4 protein-coding genes are annotated in these 23,431 nt (G+C 66.9%); 1 reads left to right on the top strand and 3 read right to left on the bottom strand.

Annotation, left to right across the window (positions count from 1 at the left end; genetic code table 11):
* The first annotated feature begins 364 nt into the window (after window positions 1–364).
* The gene (locus FBZ83_RS13230) at window positions 365–1,654 is read left to right on the top strand and encodes an IS110 family transposase (protein ID WP_145683486.1); all 1,290 of its coding nucleotides are present in this window, start codon (window positions 365–367) and stop codon (window positions 1,652–1,654) included.
* 81 nt (window positions 1,655–1,735) lie between these two features.
* Here the strand turns inward: FBZ83_RS13230 and FBZ83_RS13225 are convergent, their stop codons facing one another.
* The 3 genes from FBZ83_RS13225 to FBZ83_RS13215 are packed head-to-tail and all read right to left on the bottom strand — an operon-like array spanning window position 1,736 to window position 22,371.
* Window positions 1,736–2,293, bottom strand: coding sequence for a hypothetical protein (locus tag FBZ83_RS13225; RefSeq protein WP_145683484.1), 558 nt, complete (start codon window positions 2,291–2,293; stop codon window positions 1,736–1,738).
* 48 nt (window positions 2,294–2,341) lie between these two features.
* Window positions 2,342–10,222, bottom strand: coding sequence for a hypothetical protein (locus FBZ83_RS13220; protein WP_145683482.1), 7,881 nt, complete (start codon window positions 10,220–10,222; stop codon window positions 2,342–2,344).
* Window positions 10,222–22,371 (bottom strand): hypothetical protein, encoded by a 12,150-nt coding sequence (locus FBZ83_RS13215; RefSeq protein ID WP_145683479.1) that lies wholly within the window; start codon window positions 22,369–22,371, stop codon window positions 10,222–10,224. Before FBZ83_RS13215 ends, FBZ83_RS13220 begins: the two co-directional genes overlap by 1 nt.
* Window positions 22,372–23,431 lie beyond the last annotated feature (1,060 nt).

Here is a 23,431-nt window from a genome sequence, read left to right as displayed (position 1 = left end):
TCGTCATAGCGACAACGGACGGGACTGCGCCGAAAGCTGGCCTACTAAGGCGCAGGGTCCAAACGCCTTTCGATCCACCAGCCATGCTCTTGGATGGCCCAACAGATTCGCGGCGCAGGGGCGCATCACTGGCCCTGAAAATATGGGGAAGGCTCTGGCCCCGCAGCGATGGCGAGCCTTACTCAAAGGCAGACGGCTGTAGGAGGTCGACCAGTCTGTGGTGGTGAGACCCCGTCCAACAGATGGACCTGCGCCGAGATGAAGGAATCACCCATTGTCGCGCTCCCTCGGAGCAGCACGTAGGGCAGACTCTGTTTGTGGTGATCGGCGCTGCAGCCGTCCGGATCGGGCAGGAGAATACGCCATGCAGATGATCGTGGAACGCGGCTGTGCGCTCGATGTACACCTCTCCTCGGTGGTGGCGTGCGCCCTGGTGGGGCCCGCCGATCAACCGCCGCAGCGTCACGAACGGGTGTTCGGCACGACCTATCGAGAACTGGAGGCGCTGCGCGGCTGGCTCAAGGAGTTGGCGGTGACGCATGTGGCCATGGAGAGCACGGGCGTCTACTGGAAGCCGGTTTATGCGGTGCTGGAGTGCGACTTCACGCTGCTCGTGGGCAATGCTCAGCATCTCAAGCAGGTCCCCGGGCGCAAGACCGACCGCAAGGACGCGGCGTGGTTGGCGGAATTGCTGCACCACGGACTGATCCGGCCGAGCTTTGTTCCGCCCCCGGAGATTCGTGAACTGCGCGACTTGGTGCACTACCGGCGTTCTTTGGTGGCGGCCCAGACCAGTGAGCGCAATCGCACTCTGAAGCTGTTGGAGGGCGCCGGCCTCAAGTTGGCCAGCGTGGTCAGCAACGTGTTTGGGGTGTCGGGCATGGCTATGTTGAAGGCGTTGACGACGGGGGACGCGACTCCGGAGACGATTGCCGCTCTGGCGCAAGGACGTCTGCGACGCAAACGCGAGCTCTTGACGGCCGCGGCGGAGCAGCGGTTGGGCGAGCCCCAGCGCTCTATGCTGGGAGTCCAACTGCGCCGCTTGGCCGCGGTCGAGGCGGATATTGCGGACGTAGAGAGCCGGATCACCGAGCGTATGGAGCGGTTTCGCGTCCAGCCGCGGCTGCTGACCACCATCCCCGGCGTGAATGAGCTCACCGCGGCCACCATCATCGCGGAGATCGGGATCGATATGACGTCCTTCGGGAGCGCCTCCCGGTTGGCGGCGTGGGCCGGGGTGTGCCCGGGTAGCTCCGAGAGTGCCGGCAAGAAGAAGACGGTCGCCACCCGCAAAGGCAATCCTCAGCTCAAGGCAGTGCTGGTCAACGCCGCCCTCTCGGCGGCCCGGGTCGGGGGTTCGTATTTCAAGGACAAGTATCACCGCCTGAAGGTCCGCCGCGGCGCCAAACGGGCGGCCGTCGCGATCGCCCACAAGCTGCTGGTCGTGGCATTCCATTTGCTGAGTACGGGCGAACCCTTCCGGGAATTGGGCGAAGGCTTCCTGGACCAACAGGCCCGGCACCGGACGACCCGACGCCTCATCCGGCGCCTCAACCAGCTCGGCTATGAGGTGCAGATCGCCCGCAGAGCGGAAGGCGGCCCTTCGGCCGGCCTCCCTACCTCGGTGGCGGGCAATCTCGTCCGTGCGCCGTGAAACCATTTTCAGGGCAGACCGGGTCCCAACAACGTTCCGCCATCACGCAGCCAGGGCTCATTTAGCACTTCATCACGCCGCCTATTCTACCCGGTAATACGAGCATTTCTCGCCTTCAAAATCGATATACTCGCCACAGCGGCTGTTCGTGTGACCAAACACTTTAGCACCGGTGGCCGTCGCCGCATCGGCCAAGATCATTGCGTGAAGCTTGGTCAGCCCGAAAAAGCCGGGAATGAAGCAAAAGTCTCCCCTCCTGGTGTCACCGTGTGATGCGATCTTCTTCACATTGGAGTATGTCCGCGTCGAGTTGAAGAAGGCGGCGGCGAGTTCGGCGACACGAATGCAGACTCCGTTCGTGCACGTTGTCTCGGGAAGGTTGACCAACACCCGCGTTTTCGAGAGCGCATGGGAGATGAAGTGCGTGCAATCCAGCTCAAACATGCCATCCGGGCAGTCGTTTCCGTCAGCGCACCACTCGGCGCAATAACTAAGAACTTTGGCAAGGCTGAAGGGTAGAACATTCGGTTTACTGCCATCCGACGGGATCAGCAAAAGCTGAGTCGCACGCAGACCGAGAAGTTTCTTGTGGATACGCTTCTCTTCTTCATCCGTCAAGATCCTCGCATTCTGCTCCATCTCCACTTCCTTTCTTCTTGTGAACCGGGAATCAACTATGCTTGCGCATCACAGCGTGTCGATCTCCTGCAGTGGCCGGAGATCATGCGTCGCCTGCGGCAGCTGTCCGCCGCCACTCCGGTCGATCTTAATCAGCGTCGCCCTGATTGGGCTTTGCGGCGGGGCCTCTTCTGGATGGTGCCATTGAAAGTGCGCGCGGCGGCGCACCAGCCCGCGCGCCAGATCGTCGAGCAGCGCCGGGTAGCCGATTGCCGATGGCAACGGCGCGGTGGCAAACAGCGGCACCGTGCCCTTCCCCGTCGTCTCCACTCGCACCAAGGCGAACACCGAGGGAGGTGGGGCGATCACCGGCTGGGCGACGATCGTAACCCGCACCGCAAGGTCGACCTCCCTCATCGTGCCGTTCATGTTGGCAAGACCGGTCACCGCCACCTCGAGCATGTCGCCGGGCCGGAACACGACCGGCTTGGACCAGTCGGGAATTTTCTTCTTATCCGTCTGAAGCGTTTTCCCTGCAACCTGCGCGTTCTCCTGAACCTCGGCGAGTTCGAAGAAGTCGTCGAGCGAAACCGCATAGGGCGTGGACGGTAATGCCCAGTACGAGCCATCGGCCGGCGCCGGCAGCTTACTCTGTCGCAGCGCAAGAAGCACCGGGGCCGGTGCATCCTCGCCGCGGGTCCGACCGGGGATACGCGCGAAACGGACCGGCCGCCCCCACTGCTCGGACGCGTAGCCGTCCTTCGCCTTGAACAATCCGGTTTCGGCCACGAGCTCTCCGAACCCAAACACCACGGGTGCGGACCGGTCGTATTCAGCCCGGTCGGTCGCAAGCAACCATGACGTGCTTTCCACGCGCCGGAGGACCTGCGTGGTCGCGCCCGACAGCGAGCGGTCGTATGACGGGTCGGCGAACACGACGCTCGCCAGGTCGATCGGCAGCGTCGGGCGGTCGGCCGGACGCAGCGGCAATGGCAGCCGCAGCGCCAGCTCGAGCGGCGCCAGCTGGTGCTCGGCGCCTTCCTGCAACTCGCGGCTCTCCGGCCACAGCGCGGAGTGCGGACCATCGGGTGGATAGCGCAAGGTGGCCGCCACCGGCGTGTCGGCGGTCGCCTCCTGCAGCGCGGTCCGCACTGCGGCCCAGTGGACGGACGGGAGCCCGAATTTCAGGCGCAGCACGGCGCCGCCGCCGGGTGCCGGCGCTGGACGCTCGAGCAGTGGCATTGGCGCGGCGACGGCGCCGACGCTGAGCAGCAACGCGCCGATCGCCTCCTTGGTCTTGAACAGCGTCGCCTCGAACAGTGCCTTCAGTTCCTCCGCCGTCGCAGCGCTCGGCGACGTGACCTCGAGCACGATGATGCCATCCCAGGCGGCCCCGATGCGGCCCAGAATCGGCTCGCGCACTCGGATCAGAAAGCTCACTTCCTTATCCCTTCCGTCCGCATCTTTGCCCGTCGCGCGGATCACGCCGGCCGGACCACGCAGCCAGCGGAACGGGGTCGGGAGGCGCGTCGCGGCTTCATCCGGCGGGACCTGGGAGAGTTCGTCCGTGCGGTCATCCCACGCCACGATGGTGCCGCGCCGCCTCGCCGCGTCGGCGATCCGCGGAAAGGCGGTCGAGCGTGGCGCGCGTCCTTGCCGCAGCAGCGTCGGGCCGCTCGCCGCCGGGCGGCCAAAGCGCGCATGCTGCGGATCCAAGGCCTCGCGCCCGTCCGAACCCGTCGTGAGCGGAGCGACGGTTGCATCACGCGTCGCGTGGATGACGCCCGGCCTCAGCCCGATTGTGGCGTGCAGCATGTTCGGTGGCATGAGCGGCAGCACATGGCCGGGCCGGCGTGTGTTCGGCTCACCGCCTTCTGGACGCGACCGCTCGGCCAACACCCGGTCGATCGCCTCTTCGACCGGCATGCGTTGCCGTGTCGGCGCCGGAAGCAGGTGGTAGGCAGCCGGCGCCTCGACGGCATCGATGGCCGGACGCTCGAACACCGGCTTCTCAGCAAATGAGAGGAAGACCGGCTGCGGCGCCGCCACGTCCGGAGCCCTCGGTACGAAGCCGTGGGTGCGCACACGCGCCGACACGCCGGCTGCGGGGGATTGCAGGATGTGTTCCTCGCCGAGCCTTGCGGCCGAACTCGCAAGCGTTCCGATGCCGGCGCCGGAGGGCCAATCGAGGGCGGCGGACGGCAGGATCAGGTCCTCGCGCCGCCGTAGCCTCGATGGCGCAGCGCCGAAATCGTCGGCAACCGGCAGCAGCGGATACAGCGTCCAGCTGTTGTCGACCACATCGGCGCGGTGATCAACTGCGGCAGCCGCGACTGCCAGTGGCTCGGCGTCCTCCTCATAGGCGCGCGCCATGTGCCGCGGTCGCGCGGCCCCATCGGATGCGAACGGCTCGGCTAGCGTAATGCGCAGCACGTGGTTCGCGGTGGTGATGATCAGGCGTGTGCCCGACCGGTCGCAGGGCGCCGACGATGCGGGAGGCGGCGGCACTAGGATAGCGCGGAGCGCCTCGCCACCCGAGTCCTGTGCGGGCAGGATCGTCACGGTGGCAAGCCCCGGCCCGGGCTCCGCCGCCCACAGCCGGCGCAGCGCCGCAATCGTGCGCATCCAGAACGGCGTCTCACCCACGGTGCGGCCTGGCGGCGTAAGGAAGCCCTGTTCGACCGCTATCAAACGCGGCATGCGCCACTCCGTCGCGCTGCGTTCGTTGCGCACCGCGCGCAGCCGGGGTTCCAGCTGGCGATGGATCGACGCTTCACTGTCCGTCCGGAGGATGCCGATCGTGACCGTGCGCCCCGCCGGCGCGACCGCCACGCCCGCCGCGAGATCGATGTCGGGGACCTCCCAGCTCAGCTCCGCGGCGCCGTGTTGCGGGAACCGCAATGCCCGGTCGACCGGGCCGTTCTCGTCTGGCAACGCCCCGGCCAGCACAAGCCACGGGAGCGCCAAGATCAGGCTCTGTTCGGTCCACGGCTGCACCACGGAGGCGGCCGCCACGGCGGTCACGCGCGTGACGCCGGCACCTGTGACGACCAGCGTGCGGGGCATCGTCGCGCTGGACTGTTCCAGCTCCCTTGAGAGATCGGCAAGACGATCCGCCATCGCCTTGGCCGGGAAGCCCGCGTGCATGACGCTGCGCGGGCCGAGGCCCGGGTGGATCATCTCCTCGGCCGGATCCGGCCGGCCGCCGTCCTTGTCGAAATCGACCACATACCGCGCCGCGAACGCGTAGCCGAGCGCCCCCTTCTCGTCCTTCGCCACCGTGTGCTTCTTATGCTTTTTCACCTCTTCGATGGCATCGCGCTCCCGTACCGCCTCAGCCACCAGCGCGCCGAGGTCCACGATTGCGACGTTGTCGAGGGTCGACCACGCGATGGTCCGGCCGGAGTCATCCTTCAGTGTGTGGTCGACGGTCGCCAGAACGTGCCACGCCCGGTCCAGCACCACCTCGGCCCCGATTCGCTCGAGCAGCTCGACCGGCAGTTCGTGCTCGACCAGCCGGGTCTCAAGCGTGTGGACGAGGCGCGCTGCGTCCTTGAAGGTGATCTTGCGTGACCGGCCGTCGACGTTGCCGATGCCGACGGTCACGCCCGCTCCGGAACGAACCGCGTCCGGTTCGGGCTTCGCGCCGGAAACCGTATAGCCGATCGGCCATCCGATCCGACTCTCCGTCTGCGCAAGCGCCCAGTCGATCAACAGGCGCGAGTGCCAGGCGAGGTCGGCTCTGGCCTTGTCGATCGCGTGCCTGGCGACCAGGCGGCCGCCACGCGCCAGCAGCTCGAAGCGCCCGACGCGCGCCTTCCAGACGGACAGCGGCGCATTGGAATGGTGTTCCGGCTCCTCGAACGAGACGGTGAAGGACAGCCGGCCCTTCGCGTCGCCATTGGCCGCGAAGGGGAGCCCCCGCACGGGCTCACCAGCGAGGGCCACATCGGCCGTCGCTCCCATCAGGACCTTGCGCTCGTGGTCGAGCCGCAGGCTGCTCTGGTGGGACGACGCCGGCCAGTCCAGGCGGCTTCCAAGCCACGCGATCTGGCCGCCGAGTTCCACCTCAAGCACCAGGAAGGGCGAGCCGAGCGGCTGAAACGGTGTCCCACGTTTCGGCACGAGGACGCGAAGGCGCGCGAGTAGCCAAACCGTGGCGGTCGCGCCCGCCTGCTCGATCGGCCAATCGAGCTCCATGGCCTCAAGCGACAGCGCGGTATCGGCGGGGCGTTGCGCGTCCTTCGGCGTCTCCCAGCGGATCCGCCACCGCGAGGACGACACCTCGACCACAGAGCCTCCCGGGATGGGTCGGCGCAGGCCGAGGAGCGGCACGGTGAGCGACGCCGGTCCGAGCGTCAAGGTGGGCAGCGTCGAGTCGTCGAAGGACACGTCGAGCGCGACCGGAATGTCGTCATCGCCGACGGCCGCTCGGCATTCTTGGCCCTGCTGCGCCTTCGCGTCGCCCCATCGGACCTCGGCCTCGATTGCAAACCGAAGCGATTGCGCAGTGTCGGTGATCACGAGACGGGCCCTGCCCTGCGGCGTCGTGGCACGCGCTATTCTGGCGACGCGCCTGACTGCCAGAGTCCCGTCCTTGGGGCCGATCACCAGCCGCACGATGTTGCCGGCTTCGTCATCGCCGTCGAAACCGAACGGGCCGTCGACCGTCTGGCGCCGCAGCGTGATCCGTCCAAGGATGGCGAGCTCGGTCAGGCTGGCTTGGTCGCCTTTGCGTGCGAACTTGACGCTCCACAAGCGCAGCGGGCGGAATCGGAACGGCCCAAGCGGGACATCGAAGCCCGAAGGTTCGACCGTGCTGCCCGCGCCAGCAGGCGCAATCCCGCCGTTCTTCGTGGCATGCTCGAAAAAGCGCCAGCGGTGCGCTGCGGATGGCTGGTTGGTCGGCGCAAAGCCATCGCAAGACGGGCCGAGAGCCGCTTCGAACGGGTCGGACGATCCGTCGAAAACCAGCTCCGTGTCGGTCTCGACCAGCGGAAGATCCGAGAACACGAACCCGTACCGCTGCTCATCGGCAAGCCCCGTTGCCTGGAGCGCCTGGATGAGCGTCGCGGCCTTGCAAGCGGTGCCCTGTGCACGCACGTCCCGCAGCCCAAGCCAACCGTCGGTCCCCAGACGGCACCAGGCCGACCAGGGCTCAAGCGCGATGGCTCCGCCGCGGCTGTCGATCGATTCCCCGTCCTTCGCGCGTGCCGGCGACGCATACCCGACCACCTTGATCTCGCCGTCCGATCCGACGCGCCTGATGGTACCGCCGCTCTCGATCTCGAACGTCCCGCTGAGCCCGGCGAGAGCGTGCGGACCGCTGCGGAAAGTCTCCTCCGGCGGCTCCGCACCTTCGTTCTCAAGCGCATAGGCGCCGAACGGCAAGCCGGCCAGGTCCGACCGAGGGACCTTGTCCACGACGGCGAATCGCGCCCGCCACGTGTAGGGTTCGACCAGGCCGGTCACCGCTGCGGGCTGGCCCTTGGCGTCGTCGGCCGGCACGAAGCCCGTCACGTACGCCGACACCGTGCGGGTCAGGGCCAGCCGGTCCGCGGCATCACGCCATGCGCGCGCAAGACGCTCCGGCTCGAGCGCCGTGACAATGTCCTCGCGCCGGGTTTCGGTCGCGTCGGTACCGGTCGGCACATCGCTGGCACTGCGCGTGTGCGGCAGCGTGACCGACGCAAAGTAGCCATCGAGAATCGGGAGATCGAAGCGCAAAGCTGCCGCGAGGCGCTCCGGCGTCGCCGATTCCTTGCCGAGACGCCGCGGCGTGACCACCACGTCGGGCAGTGTCGGGAGGACCAGGTCGACGGTGGCACGCTCCGGCCACGAGGCGGGCTGCGGGTCCGGATCCCCCGCGAAGGTCCAGGGCCACGCCTCCCACAGCGGCCATCGGTCAATGTTCCTGAGCGCTGGGCGGGCGCTGTCATGCCGGATTTCGAGCGCGACCTCGTATCCGTCCCCCGGCACGCCGTCGGCCCGCGGGGGCCAAGCCTGCGGCAGCAGTCCCCGTGAGAGCGACGGCTCTGGCGAGGACGCCGCCGAGCGCGTCATGTCGATCGCCGCCATGAGCGGAAGGCTCGTCGCGGCCAGCCAAGCGAACGCGCGAGGGCTGCCGGGCTCTACATCAAGCGCGGCTGGCCGCGCCATCGTCAACGTCGCCGGGCTGCATGACGCGTCGCTTGACCAATGATCAAGGGTCATGGGCATCAGCGCGTCCGGCTCCGCGCCAAAGCGCAGCGCGAGGCTGCGTGACGCGGCAGGGCCGCCGCGCAGGGTCGGCACCGCTTCCTCGGCCGATGGGCTGCTGTCTGCCGCCCACAGCAGGCCGTCCAGTTTCCCGCTGGCGCCCGGCGCGGTCACCGTCACGGCTGTCAACTGGCGCTTGCGATCCTTCTCGATCCAGACTGCCTCAGCCGTCAAGCCCCTGGCACTGTCGAGTTCCAGCGCGCGGGGAATATGGGCGGTGCTCACGTCCACCAGGAGCGAGCCCACCAGCACGTTGCCGGTGGCCTGGGCCAACGGCGGGCCCTTTGGCAAGGCATGCTCCCAGTCACGTGGCGGCAGCGGAAACTGCAGCAATCCGCGCTCGACCGGCAGAAACAGGAACGGTGCCTGTTCCTGGCGCATCGCCTTGGCGGCCCGGTACAGGGTGCCCAGCCGGTCCTGCAGTGATTTCCGCTCGATCGAGACCGGCATCGCCTTGGTGGCTGTGACGCTCGCGGTCACGGACGGCAATTTGCCGTTCAGGCCATCGCTCCAGGTGAGTGTCACGCTTGGGCTGTCCACGTCGGCCCCCGTGCCGGCCAGGACGGTCAGGCGCGATTGGGCCTCCGCATCGACGCGCTTGAGCGTGATGAGACGCGCCACGAAATCCGCGGAACTCGGCAGCGCCGCCCCGTCGCGGGCGCCGAAGACGAGTTTTGGATGCACCGTTGCGGGCTTGATCTCGACCGTCAGGCCATCCCCGAAGGTGCCATTGGGTAGGGGCCAGACCAAATCCGGCAACGCGTCACGGGCGTCCGGGCGCAACAGCAGCGGGGATGGCGCCTCGTTCTGGTCGCTTCCGCGCCGTTCGAGGCTTTCGACCAGGGTCGCGAAGGCCCGGCGAATGCGCTCCGCCAGCGCTGTGTCTTCGCAGCCGGCGAGTTCCAGCACGCGACCGCGGTCGGTCTCGACCAGCCGCAAACGGACATTCGCCAGAGTCTTGTCGCCGGCGTCCAGGAAGGGAGCGAATCCCCACAGAGGATTCGGCACCGTCTCGGCGGTGAACTCGATCCCATCAGGCATGAGGTCAAGGGTGACGGTCCGGTTGACGAGCCTCACCGGGACCGTCCCGAAGACACGTCCCTTGGTTGCCGACGCCGCCGTGAACCAAGGATCGCCCCCACCTACACGCTCGGCCGTTACGGAAAGGCGAATGCGCCCATCGGTCAGCCGCACCTCCGGCAGCGCGATCTCGCCGCTCGGCGTTCCGTTGCCACGCCGGTACATCGCCGGTCGCGGCCAGTCGGCCGAGTCATCGCTCCCCCCCGTGCCCCGGAAGGTCGGAACGGCGATCACGCTGCCGTAGACAAAACGGGGGTCGGTGCTGGGCTCCGCCGACGCGTCGGCAAGGCGATACGTCGCCAGCCCCTCCAATCCGAACGAGTCGCCGAACTGCCCGTCGCCGCGAACCAGCAGGTGCAGGAGACGCGGCGTGTGAAACGGAATCGAGTCCGTGGGCGGCGGCAGCTCCGATCCCGGATGCCTGCTGGGCTTCAGCGCGGCCGGCTCAGCGTCCTGCAGCAGAACCCGCACACCGCCGGTCTTGGAGACGACAGGACGGTCGCCACGGCCCGCATAGGCGAGCGACAGGTCGGCGCGCCAGAGGGGGCGGTTCGGGAGGCGTGCGGGTCCGACCACGACCAGATCGCGCAGACGGGTGTAATTGCCCGACATTAGATGTCCTCCTGGCCTGGACGCCGGACGATCACGGCGCGTTGCGGACGGGCGAGACCGTGATAGGCGTCCACGATCATGCGGCGGCCCGGACCGAACAGCTGGTCGGTCGCCGCCTGCCGCAGCAGCGCCATGAACGCCGCCGCGTCGCCGGCGAGCACCTCCGCCGCCTTCGCTTCCAAGCCGGCGAGTTCCTCGGTTTGTGGCGGCTGGTCCAGCACAACGGCCACGATGTCGCCGACGGACACCGATCCGAGCGCTCGCAGCGCGGTCAGCGCCGGGCCGTCGCCGCGGACCGGCACGCGGATGTCGAGGACAGAGGCGGGACCGGTGGCGGGCTGGCTGTCCTCGAGCTGCCCGAGGGCTTCGAGCGCGTCCGCACCGCCCCGCAGTTTCTCCAGCGCAAGGAAGGGCTCGTCGATCGCCTCGATGGTCGGGCGCGCGGCCGTCACCCTCCAGGCGCGGACAAGCGACACCACATCGGGAGCGACGTCGGCGAGAGCGGACGCCGCGCCATCAGTGAGCGGTGCCCGTTCCGCGGCGGCGAGGAGGCGGACAAAGCGCGGCACGCCGCCGTAGCTCCGCTCGTCCGCCGTTCGCTTGCGCGCAACCCAGTGTTGGCGCATCGCCCGCACCAGCGGCACCACGACATTCTCTCTCAGTATCTCGGCATCGGTCGTGATGGTTGCGGCGATGGCCTCGAACTGGGAGCGGATCGCGCGCGCGCAGTCGTCCAGCCGAACGGTCGGCAACGTGAAGGAGGAATGCTCAAGCCTGAGGTCGACGATCCTCCTGGTCTCGGCCGCGGGCCGCGGCAGGCCGGCAACCCAGTCCGCGACCTGCGCGCTGCCCTGAATGCGCGGTCCTTCGCCGGTGAGCATCACCAGATCTGCCAGCTGCGGCCGGATGGCCTCGACGGCGGGAATGACCAGCGCGCCGTAGGCCGCCAAAGCGTCGTCCCAGGCCCTCGCCGCCGCGGCCAGTGCCTCGCGATCCCACAGCAGATTGCCGGCGGCGTCCTGCTTCTGCTTTCCAGAACCGTCGAGAGCCTTCGGGGTATCCCAGGCGACGGTGGCGGCGTTCGACATCGGCGCCGTCAGCCGCCACTTGGAAAACCTACCCGGATTGACCACGAAATCGAAGAAGGGAGCCAGGCGCTCGGCGATCCATTGCCCCTTGCCCGCGACCCACTTGGCCCGTTCGACCGGATCCGGCGGCGGCACCGCCTGGAGCACGGCAAGGAGGGCCAGGTCCCTGGCCCCGTCCACCACGGCATCCTCTGCATGGACCTCGAGCGCCACGTCCATGCGCCAAGCCGCGTCGCTCCTGTCCCACGCCAGGACGGACGGCGCGCTGTCCGTTCTGATCTCCTGCATCGCGCCGGGGACGAACCGCGTGCCGATGACCTGGACAAAATAGAACGGGTCCGTATCGGCGCCTTCGGCCGGCGCCGGCATGATCTCCACCTGCGGCTCCACCACCGCTCCGCCGCCGGCTTCGAAACCGAGCCGGTAGCTCACCCCCGGGTCGATCACGCTGAACAGCAGGGGCGCTTCCTTGGTCTTGCCGAACCAGACGGCGCGTGCCTCGCCGTCCACCCCGTCGATGAAGCGGACGAGCGGCAGGTGCACCGTCACGCGCACGACCGGCTTGTCCTTGTCGTTCACAACACGGTTCGCCTCCCAGCACGGCGGGGAAATGCGCGTCCGGCCCCGGAACGGCGACGGTTCACGCGCTTCGTCCGGGACATCGACTGCAGGCAACCAAGGAAGCGCGAGGGTGTAGCGCGCTTCCTCGAGCGTGGTGCCGACCGTATCCGACACCACCGCGCCGGCCGCCGCGTAAGCCAGGGCATGGATGCGGAACCCGTACGGCAACGCCGTAAACCGCAGCACGTGCGCCCCCGACCACACATCGGGCACACGGTTCTGCAGAGACACGAGCTCCTCGTCCGGCGTTGCCAGCAGGGGTCCCAGGTCGGCAGCCGGCGCCGTGTCCGGCGGTCTTTCGCCCCTGGCAGGCGCCGCACCGAAACCGGCGCCGAAGTCAATTTTTATCCCGTCCGGCAGCGGCAAGCGCTTCGCCCAGGCCACCGCAGCGAATTCCCGCCAGAACCCGACGGCGAGCTCGCGCAGAGCGAGGCCGCCTTCGACACGGCGGTTTGCCTCGCTCAGCACCTCTTCGGGATGGCGCGCCAGCACCAGCTCGAAGGTCCGGCCGGGCCGCAGCACCTCCAGCTTCGGATCGCGGGGATCCTTTTCCGGCGCGTCAAGCCGTCGCGCCGACAGGATGACCGGTGCCGCCACCGGTTCCGTGCGGGGCACGACGGCGTCGGCGAACACGTCGAAGGTGTCGGGTTCTTCGCCCGCGCCGCCGATGCGTTTGTCGAAGGCCCCGACCAGCGTGGGCTTCGCCCGGTCCGGAATGACCGCCTGGGCAATGTTGTCGTAGCGGCCGAACGGCCGGACCACATAGCGCCAGAGGTGGCCGAAGCGGTCCTTCACAGGAAGCAGCACCTCGATCTCGCCACGCGCGCCCGGCGCAACGCGCCAGGGATCGGGACGCGGAATCGTCGCAACCGCCAGAAGCGGCAAAGAACCCCTGCTGGTCTTATCGAGGCGTAGCGCGGGTCCGTGGTCGAGAAAACGCCGCGTCCAGCCCGCGAGCCGTCCGGCGGCCTCTTCCTGCTGTTGCCGCGTGTCCAGCGACGGCGGCGCGAACCCGCACGCCGTGGCATTGGCCAGGAACGCGTCGAGCGGCGGCGCCACTGCCCGGTGGGGCTTCAGCTCGAACTGCACGTCCTTGCCCTGATCGTTCTTGCCAGCGATCTTCGCGCCGAACCCGAGGAGGGCGAGCCTCGGCGCCGGAAGAGGCTTGAACAAGCCGAACGGATCCGGTCCTGGCGTCTTATCCAGCACGTGCGGCAGGTCGATGAACTCGTGCTCGAGCTTGCCGTCCCAATCCCTGCGAAGGGCGTCGATTACGGTTTCGGGAGTCGCGTTGTCCTGGCTGTTGAAGGTGACAACCCGCAGGAGCGCGGCGGTCTTGCCCTTCTCAAGCGCGCCAAGATCGAGTGTTGCCGTGGTCACGGCGGCCTCTTCACCGAGGTGCGTGCGCAACGGTGCCCGGCCGAGCGCGAACACCCGCGGCACCACCGTCCCGCCCGTCACGTCGATCACATCAATCATCGCCCCGCAACCGAGTGTCGTGTCCGGCAAGCGCATCGTTACGGTGTTCTTGCCCGCGGCGATGCTGTTCTCGGGCGTCTTGAGAACCTTCAGCCTGACATAGCGGACCGGCCGGTCGGCGGCCCACGAGCAGCCCTGAGCGCTGGTCGGGAGCTTCAGGCGGTCGGCGACCGGCCGGACCGACAGCTGCACCAGGGCCAGAGATTGATTGTTGACGAAATCCTCGGCTGTGGCACACGTCGCAGCCGGCGTTCCGCCATCGAGCGACGTGATTTCGAACAGGCCAGCGGGGCGGGCCAGCACGTCGACGAAGGGAGCCCCGATTTCCGGCAACGCGGACGCATAGGCAGCGAGCACCGTCTGGTAGGTCTCCCTCACGTGCTGCAGGAGCCTCGCGCCGACCGCATAAGCCCCCTCGGCGGTGTCGAACAGCCGCAGCGAGACCGCGAGCCCGAAGCTCCTGAGCACGCCCCAGCCGTACGGATCGCGCTCGGGAGGCACCTCATCCATGTACCCGTTCAGCGTCTTGGCCTTGACCGCTGGTGGTGCCTCGATCATCGGCTCGTAGCGCCGATAAAGGGGCATCTCTGTGTTGTCGAAGCGTAGCCTTTCGACCAGGTCGGCCAGGACCGCATGCCGCAGCCCGACGAGCTCAAGCCCGATGGTGGTAGACGCGATAACGAACTCCTCCTCGCGCTCCGCCAGCTTGCGTATCTTGAGTGCCTCGAGCCGCAGCTTGACACCGCCGAACGCCGTTGCCGTCGTGGCGAGGAGGGCGTCGGCCGGGTCCGGCCTCGGATGAGATGGGGGGTCTCCCTGCTCCGAACGGTCGCGGCACCAGGTCAGGTCGTGCAGCACCCGCCGGATCTGGTCGGGCGACAGCGGACCAGAGGGAGCCGCTACGGTGAGCGGGGCGGCGCACGCCTCGTCGCGCCCGTCCACCAGCCCAGTTGCGCACAGCATGGGCGACTGGGCGGCGGCCGGCCAGCCTTCCAACGTGATGCGCAGCCGGACTGGCATGCCGTTCGCGAACAGCGCGTCGATCAACTCGTCCGGCGGATTGGGCAATAGGAAACGGCGCACGAGGCGGTTCGGCCACAGCAAAATGCTCTCGGCGCCCGACAGGAACGGGTGGCGCCGCGCGCCACCCGGTGGCCGCGTCGCGGCATCCCGGCCTGCGAGCCTCAGCGTCTCGCTTGGATAGAGTGCCTCGACCTTCGCCAAGTCACCGGTCTCCGCCGGCTCTACGCCGCGCAGCCGCCGTGGCAGCAGTTGCACACGCCCGAGGTGAAGTGCCTGACGTGTGCACTCGGCCGCCTTGTCGCGCCGGAACGCTGCCTGCCTTTTCTCAAAGTCGCTATCGGATTCCTCCCGCAGGCGCTTGGGCGCAACCAGGCTGCGCGAAAGGGCGTCCAGATCGATGCTGAAGATGTCATAGCCGCCGATCAGGGCGGACAGAGCGTCGGGATCGACGATCCCGCCGGGCGCTTCGGTCAAAGCGAGCGTGTCCGGCCGCGCATTGAAGACCAGCCGCGTCGCAACGCGGCGCTCGCCGTCGCGCAGCAGAACCGTGCTTGTCGCTGCCTTGTCCCCCAGGAGATCATCGAGCGTGGCGCCCGGCGCAGGATGGCGCACCAGCAGCCGCCCGGCGTGCATTTTCGCGTCCGCGAAGCCGATCGGCGCAAAGCGCACGTCAAGCGGATGCTCGAACACTTCGATGACGGTTTCCACATCGGGCACGCGGGCACCGGCCATCTGGCCGCTGTTGAGCTTGGGTTCGGGTCGGTTGATCCGCAGGAGCAGGTCGGCCGTAGTCCAGTCCGCCGCCGGTGGCTTGTCTCTATCGTCCCATGCGGGCCGGACCTGCGCTGCGGGCCGGACATGAGCACGGATTCCTCGTGCTTGCGGCTCGGCGTCGACCCCGAGCGCAGCGAGCAGCTTCTCCCAGGCCTGCCCGGTCGCGCCACCCACCCGCTTGACCTCGTAGAAGAGCGGGTCAAGCTCCATGTAGCCGTCGCGTTCCCCCTGCTTCGCCACGCGCCAGACAATCCGCACATGGTGCGGATTGCCCTCGTTCACCGGCCCCGTGCGCGCGAGCACGACGTCGGTCTCGTTCGGCCTAGTCCCGGCGCGAGCTCCAGGGGGCGTCGGCCGGCGCAGCGCGTCGGTGAGCGCATCCACGCCGTACAGCCCGGCGGACACGGCTCTCTCGCCCCACAGGCGCAGCTCGATCTCCCGGTAGCGCTCCTCGTCCCTGGCGGCGATCCAGGCCGCACCGGCGTGCCGTTTCTCGGCCGCATCGAGCAGCGCGTCCTCGAGAAACAGCGTGAGCACCGGCGCCTGGTCCGGGGGGGCACGGCGCCGGGTCCAGGCATCGTCGACCTTGGCGAACTGATACGAGGGCAGTCCCTCGTACGCGAAGACGAGCGTGGCGCGCCGGAACGCCGCGACGGCTTCCAGGGGCCGCTCGATGGTTGCCACCACAATTTCGGGGTCGGAGTGCGTGCCAGCGAGGTCGACCGCGACCACGGTGTATTCAACGCGGACGGATAGAACGTTGCGGCCGATGGCGGTGTCCCATGCCGTGCGTCGGCTCGGCGGTGTCCCACTGCCCGCCCCGTCCGGCGCCGGCAGCGTGAGCGCGCGCCGCAGCTCGTCGGAAAGGTCCTGAAGGTCGTCAACGAACTGATAGGCGGGACGCAGGATGGTCCACGTGAGCGTGCCGTTCATATCCCGTGCCGCGATCGGCGCCCCCGTCTTTACGGTCAGTTGGCGCGGCGGCGGGGCGGGGCGCTCGGGAAGGAGGATGCGTCGGCGGATCACGTAGTGCTTAAGGTGATATTCGGGATCCTCGTAGATGCCGGCCGAGGCGCCCCACCCTGGCTCCAGGTCCCAGTTCAGCACGATCGAGGCGCCGGTCTGCACCGCGGTCGCATCGGCGAGCCGCGGTGGCGCGCGGTGGAAATGCCGCTCGACCGGGTTATAAAGGCGCACGGAGCCTGGGTTCGTCGCACCCGACGCTTTGATCCTCATCCGCAGGAGGGGAGGATCGGATGCGGCTCCCGGCCGTATCAGTTTGCCAAGGGCCTTCTCTCCGATCACAAACGTCAGGCCAAAGTCACGCGCATCAAGCCCCTGGCCAACCGAGGTCCAGGCGGCATCCAACGCCCCACCGGCTTCCGCGAGCCGCGACGCCGTCTCGCAGACCGTGGCGATGAAGGCGGAGCGGCGCTCCTCGACCGCGGCACTGGCCGCCTCAACGGCGGCCAGTTGCCCGCGGTCGCGGGATGCATCGCCCAGCACCCGCGCGGCTTCGGCCGCATCCGCCGGAAGTGCCATTCGCTGCCTGTTGAACGGCCGGTGCCGCGGCTGCGTGAGCGCGCCGTTTTTGTTCTTGGCCAGGAACGCGCTTTGGAGCAGATCCTGCAGCCGCAGCACGGCGTCGCCTTCCTTGGCCAGCACCTTTTGCCAGGCAACGGCCGCGCCATTGTCTCCACGCGTCATTCGGACCGGCGGCCGCAGCTCACCTTTCTCCGACGTTCCGAGCCAACAGAAAAGACCGACCTCCTCATCCAGCGTGACAGCATAGCTGCCCGTTGAGGGCTCCCCTTGCGGCCTCGGAGCGACGTAGAACGTGCCGGCTCCCGGGTCGATGTCTTGGAACGGCGGGGCTGCGTCACCGCCCTTCGCCGGCACAGCCGCCGCAATTTTCGCTTCGGGACCCGGCGTATGATCGCGCGGCACGATCTGGAGCAGATAGAAGGTCGTTTCCTCATCCTCCCCGGCACCGGCATCGGCGTCCGGCAGAGCCACCCGCGTCGGATAGATGATCGCCCAGTACTGCGTGTCGCCCACCGGATCACCCACCGGCTCAACCGCGGGTTCGGGCTTAGTTCCGGGTGGCAGCGGCGGGGCAACGGTGTCCCGCCGTTCGGCCTCGCGCTGGATGGACGCGTCACCGGCCTCGAGCGTGCGTTTCCGGTCGGCCGCCGGCTGCGGGGCCGGAACCCCCCTTTCCGGGTCCGGATAGCTCGCGCCGAGTCCCAGTTGCATGAAACGCGCGACACGGGCGCGCGCCTGGTCAAGCAGGCCGTCGTTGAACGTTAGGCCAACGCCGATCCGCAGCGTACGGCCGAACGCGCCCACCCCGATCGAGGCCGTCAGCCGTCCGCCGATGATCGGCGTGCGCGCCGCAAGCACCAACTCGACGCCAACCGAGACCGTAAGCGACAAGGAGAAGCCGGCTTCGAGCCGGATCTCGTGTTTCCAAATCGTAAACGAGACCCACACCCGCACGTCGAACCGGATGGTCACGTCGATCTGCAAGGCACCGTAATAGAAGCTCTCGGAAAACTTCCTGGCCGAGATGTAGGTGATCAGCTTGCCGTCAAGGGCAAACTGCGCCAGCGCGTCGGCGGACGCCCCGAGCGACTCGCCGCCGACCCGCCCGGAGAATTTCGCGAATCCATGCGCTCGGAAGGCGAGGCCCGTGAGGTAGCTGAGATCCTCGATGCGCATCACCATCCCGCCGTCGCACACGATCTCGAAATTGCCGTTGTCGTCGCGCAGCGTGAAGCCGAGTTCATAAGGCCAGCCAAACTCGTGGTGGTAAACCGTCTCGTCGATGTAGAGCGTGGAGCTCCAGCGCAATGCTCCGAAAGCGGCGCGCAGCGGCGCGGGTAGCGGCGGGTGGTTGCCGATATGGCCATCGGGATCGCCGATGAAGCGCCCGAGAAACTGCTTGCGCGGCACCGAGATGTAAAGATAGCCACGCAGGCTCGGCTTGCTTTGCCAGTCCTCCCCACGGCCATCGACCCAGTCCGCATAGTTCACGCAGATCCAGGCGCGCGCTGCCATCAGGAAGGTAAGGTCGGAGCGCAGCGCCGCCACCACGTCGAACAGCACATAGTTTGCCGGCTTCTTCTCGTCCGGGACATCGCGCGGATTTTCCCGCATGTCGTCGTAAGTCCCGGGTGGCGACATGCTCTGCGTCGTGAACAGGGCTCGCATCGCCAGGGTCAGGCGGTCGCCCTCCGCTTCGGGCTCCCAGGCACGCACGTCGTGCAGTTGGCCCTGCCGCTTGGACACCTCGTCGAGCACGCGCACCAGTTCGCGCGGCGTCGAGACCTGATCGGCTTGCGCCAAGCCTGCGAAGGTGTAGCGGAAGCCGAACCCGAATCCCGCCTCGCGCAGGTAGATCGTGCCGATCGGCGTCGGGATTGGCTGCGAGATGCGCGCGAGTTCGCCGTAGACGAAGAAGGCGTGCCGGAGTTCGTCTCGGTGCCGCAGTTCGAGGAACCCGGCCGAGGCGGTCATGTCTGGCCACCCCGAGATCGCGAGCTGCGCGGAAGCGAGGAAGCCGTTCGCGGTGACGTTGGCCGGCAGCACGTCCGGGCGGAAGATCGACGGCAGCTTGTCGTCCACGGCAATTGCGGTGCCGCTGATGCGCGCCATGCTCCCGAGGCTAAGCGCCAAGCCGAGGCCGTCGAGGCGCACGCGCGGCAGGAATCCGCCGGGCCTCGGCGGCGCCAGCCACAGCTGGTGAAAGTCGAACTTCATGCTCGGGACGTCGCCGAACTTGGCGAACCTGATCTGTCCTGAGATGGACAGGGCTGGATCGTCGTCGAACGCCGGAGACGCCGGATGGAACCCGATCCCCCGCAACTCGAACCCGAACAGGTCAAAGATCGACGTGCGCAACGCCGGCTCGATCGGCACTTGGAACTCGATGTGACGCGCGAGCACGCGTGGATCGCCCGCCAGGGGGGTCTGGTGGAGGACGATCTTGGTACGCGACAGGTTCTTCAACAGGCCGGACTCGAACTCGCCCGGGCGCGGGGCGAACTCGGCCGAGCCGGTGAGCGTGAAATAGAAGTGCGTGCCCTCGGCGCGCACGAACTGGAAGCCGACGTTGGTGAGCGTGAAGCGGAACCGCGTCGCCTCGCAGACGATCGGATCCGCCGCGCGGTCCACATCGCCGGTTGCGCTCACGACGGTAAGCGCGCCGCCTTGATCGCGGCCGAAGGCGATTGCCACGTCCGCATAGGCCTCGCCGATGAGCGCCGGCGGAAGCTGACCGGTGCCCTGGATCGAGAACGACTGGAGCTCGGTGCGCTTGACCGAGAGTGCGCCGCCCTTGAAGCGGAACGCCGTGTCAACACCGGCGAGGGTCACCGGCTCGGCCGGATCGATTTCAGCCTTGAGATCGACGCCGTCGCGCGAGACCACCAGATTGTCCGCCCTGAACACCAGCCCTCGCCCGCGCGCCGCCACCTGCCGGTAGGCGAGCTCGACGCGCGCTTGATCCGACAGAACGAGCCGGGCGTCGCCGTCCGAAAAGTCGAGCGTGAATTGCTCAAATTCGCCGTTGCCGCCGTTGCGGCTTTTGATCGTTGCTTCTAGGCCGAGGAAGGGCTGGGTGCGCTCCGCGCCGCGGACCGCCAGCTTCTTGTCGGTTAGCAGCCGCGCATGGAGTGTTGAGAGGTTGAGCTCAAGGCTAAGCGTGGCCTCACTCGTGAGATCAGCCAACCGGATCTCGATGTCGATGTCGAGCCGGGCCTTGTCCTGGGCGAGCACCGGGGGCGTGAGCTTTTTCACCTTCACATATTGCTGCAGACGGTCGAGCAGCGTGCCGTTACCCGCACCGTGCGCTGGCGCCTTGCTCTTCTTGAGGAATGGAAGGAAACCGGACGCCTTGTCGGCCACCTTGTCCACGTTGAGCGCGACCGTGGCGCTAAAGTCCTCATCCGACCAATCCTCCACGAACTGGAAACCACCGAACGCCAAGCTGACGCGCTGATCAACTTTACGCCGGGTTACCACGACATCCCCGGAGCCCTTCGGACCGGCGAGCTTGCGGAAGAACACCGGTCCGCGTTCAGACAGTTGGACGAGGACGAGCGCCGGCGACGCGCTGCCACTCGGCACGGGTAGGACCTTGGCGGTCACCTTGACGAGAGGCGAGTCCGGCTTCGTGCCGTCCGCATCGGTGTCGGGCGCCGCCTCGGTGGGTTGCTCGCCACCCGTTGTAGTATCCAGCCAGAGATCGGTCGAAATGACGGCCGACGGCTCGGCGACCACGGGGATGAGGAGCACGGCGCTCCACTTGTCACGCATGTCGAAGAGCAACGCCGGCAGAAGCCCCGCGGCAAGCTCGACCTGAAAGCCGAGGAATTCCGCGGAAAGGCTCTTGGTTTCACCCTCGCGCGTGATCGGCGCGAGCATGATCTGGCGGACGGCCAACGTCTTCGGCTCCAACCGAATCTCGAAGGTGAAGCCGACGGCGAGGCCGGGTTGGCCAGGGGTGGAAAGGAGACCGCGCAGCTTTCGAACGAGGTCTCCGATGAAGTCAGCCACCGCCTTGGCCATGCCAGCAAGCGCCTGCCCGAGCGCGCCCGCCTGCTTGGCGATCCACGTGACGATGGCCGACAAGAGGCGCTCAAGCCGGTCGACCAGGGGGGCGAGGTCCGAATTGGGGATTCCGTCCGGCAGGTCAGGCAAGCCGGGCTGGTTGAAATGGATTTCGGAGAGATAGCGCCACAGCCTCTCGGCGCCCTGCTCAATGGCCTCGGCGGCGAGGCCGATCAGCTTCACCGGATACGGCTCGATGAGCTGCAGGTCCGTAAGCCTGAAGCCCGGATCAAGGCGACCGCTTCCGTCGCTTCCAAGCGTACCTATCGCCTTGGCCTTGAGGGCGAGGACAACCTCCGGATCCTCCTTGGCGCGGATTTCGATACGGCCGATGTCATGGGTGAGCGTGAAGGTTAGGAGGGGCGTCGTGTCGCCGGCCGTCTTGACGAACTCGAAGTCGAAGGAGAGCATCATGGCGGAAAGGCGCACGGTGACCGGACCGGTCAGGCGCTCGTCGATCGTCCAGCCCGGAAGCGTCTTGGTAAAGTTGTTCGCGTCGCCGAGCGTTCCGGAGACCTCGAAGGCGCTGCCCGATCCGGGGATGGTGATCGCAAAGCCGGTCACCTTCGCCACGGCATGCTCGGGTTCCCCCGGCAGCGCGATGACGAGTTCGCCCACGCCGGCTGTCATCGTTGCCAGCGCCAGCGACGGGTCCCCGCCGGCATCGGTCACGTCTACGGTGAATTTCGGCGGTGTCGTCCATTTGACCGCCACGCCGAAACCGGGCAGCGGCATATGGAATGGCTTGAGCGTCGGTCCGATCAACGCCCAGGTCGACTGTATCGCTTTACCGAGGTCGGAAAAGTTGAGATGAGGCAGTCGCATCCGCGGCAGATCGAAGCGCAGATCCGGCAACTGCGGATCGTGCACGTCGGCAAGGATCTCCGTCAATCCAGCCCCGTCGAGCTCGAGCCGCAGGGTTAGCGCGGCAGCGATTTTACGATCATAGAGTGAGAGCTGCGCATCGGCGGTTGCGGTAGCCCTGAACACCGGCCGGTCGTCCACACGCTCTTCCGGTGGCAACAGGCTGGGTGGGTGAAGCTCGACGGTGTAGCGCCCGAGAACTGACGCGCCGAACCGGCGGATGCCGAAAAAGTCGCTGTCGGTGCCGAAGCCGAACGCGCCGCTGACCGTCACCTCGTAGCGGGACAGAGCGCGCCGCACATCTTCGACCGCCGCCTGGATTTTTCGGCGCATGTCCGCGGCGATGCTGTCGAGCTCGCTCTGGATCTGCTGCCATGGTTTGATCCGCTGGGTGCCGAAGCCCGCGTCCGGATCGTCCTCGTTCACCGGCTCGAACAAGCGCGCGTCGAGCTTGGAGTCGCTCAGCGTCTCCGGCAGCGGCAGTCTGCGTGTAACATCGAGAGCAGCCCCGTCGAGCGGACTGTCGTAGCCGTCGGCCTTTTGCAGCTTGCCTCGGGCCACTATCGAGAGCCCGCGGATGGCGTAGGAGGCGGCGCCGTCTTCCTCGACAGCCGCTGCCGACAGCGATAACGCGAGATCGACAGCGCCGAGCCGACGGTGCCACAGGACGATTTTTTCCGCTTCCACGTCCCCCTCCGCGCAGCCGGCCGGATGCCATCATTCTTGGCAGCGTTGCGAGAACGGCCGAGGCCGGCACTACCCACCGCAACTTGACCCTGCCGAATCAGAACATTGATGCAATAGACGTATTAGGCATCACAGACGCGCTCTGGCAAAGGCGCAGCAATCACGCAGCTATTTCGCTCGCGAAATCACGAATTTAGGGCCGTTTGTAGAAGCCGCCTCCACTTGCCAGAAAAAGCACATGCGTCTTCAACGCCCGTTCGAGTTGAAGCCAACGGCGGACGATGCTTTAGGCGAACCGCTTCGGGCTGTGAAACGCACCAGGCTCTTCATTGATCATTCGACTTCACAAAAATCATCTAATAATATCTGTGCAATCTCTCGCTGCCCCAAGATCCGTTATGACATACTTCTTCGACCACCCAGGCAACCGCCAACAAATGATCCATCACCCATGTCGAACAAGGGGCCGCTGGCGCCTGCGAACGCTATGGCTGTTATTGTATTACTTTGAAATTAGTGCAGAACGGAAGGGCAAGCCATAAAAAAGCCATGGAAGCTTGCCCCGGACATCAAGGCGTCGCCGCTCCGAACATTCTTAGAAGGCCAGAGCGCTTTACCTTATCAAAGAGTGATTTTCCGAACAATCACAAGCATCTTACGCATCAAAAAGAACATCGTCAACTATCAATCAGCACGTATAGATGTTGTCACCAGCGATAATATACTCTTTTATGAGGAGCGTGGGCCTCTTTGATATGAAAATCCATAATTATTATTAGGATGATCGACGGATGTAGTGGTAAGCCCCCGCACCACCCAAAATGACAACAATATACCATCGAAAAATATACTGGATCTACATGAGGCGCTGATAATGATCTTTGTCTAACCCGAAAGAAAAAAGGCTCGTGCGATCGCTGCGGTGGAGCATCAACCCCTGCAGCCCGCGATGGATGGCACTGCGCACCATTCGATCACGCTCGACCTTGCCTCTCGAACTTGTCACACATAGCCCCCGGGATCGGCCAGCCACAGCCACGGCGGCACACCGCCACACAGT

It is taken from the genome of Azospirillum brasilense (genome assembly GCF_007827815.1).
Taxonomy (GTDB): domain Bacteria; phylum Pseudomonadota; class Alphaproteobacteria; order Azospirillales; family Azospirillaceae; genus Azospirillum; species Azospirillum brasilense_C.
This window is presented reverse-complemented; position numbering and strand designations above follow the sequence as displayed.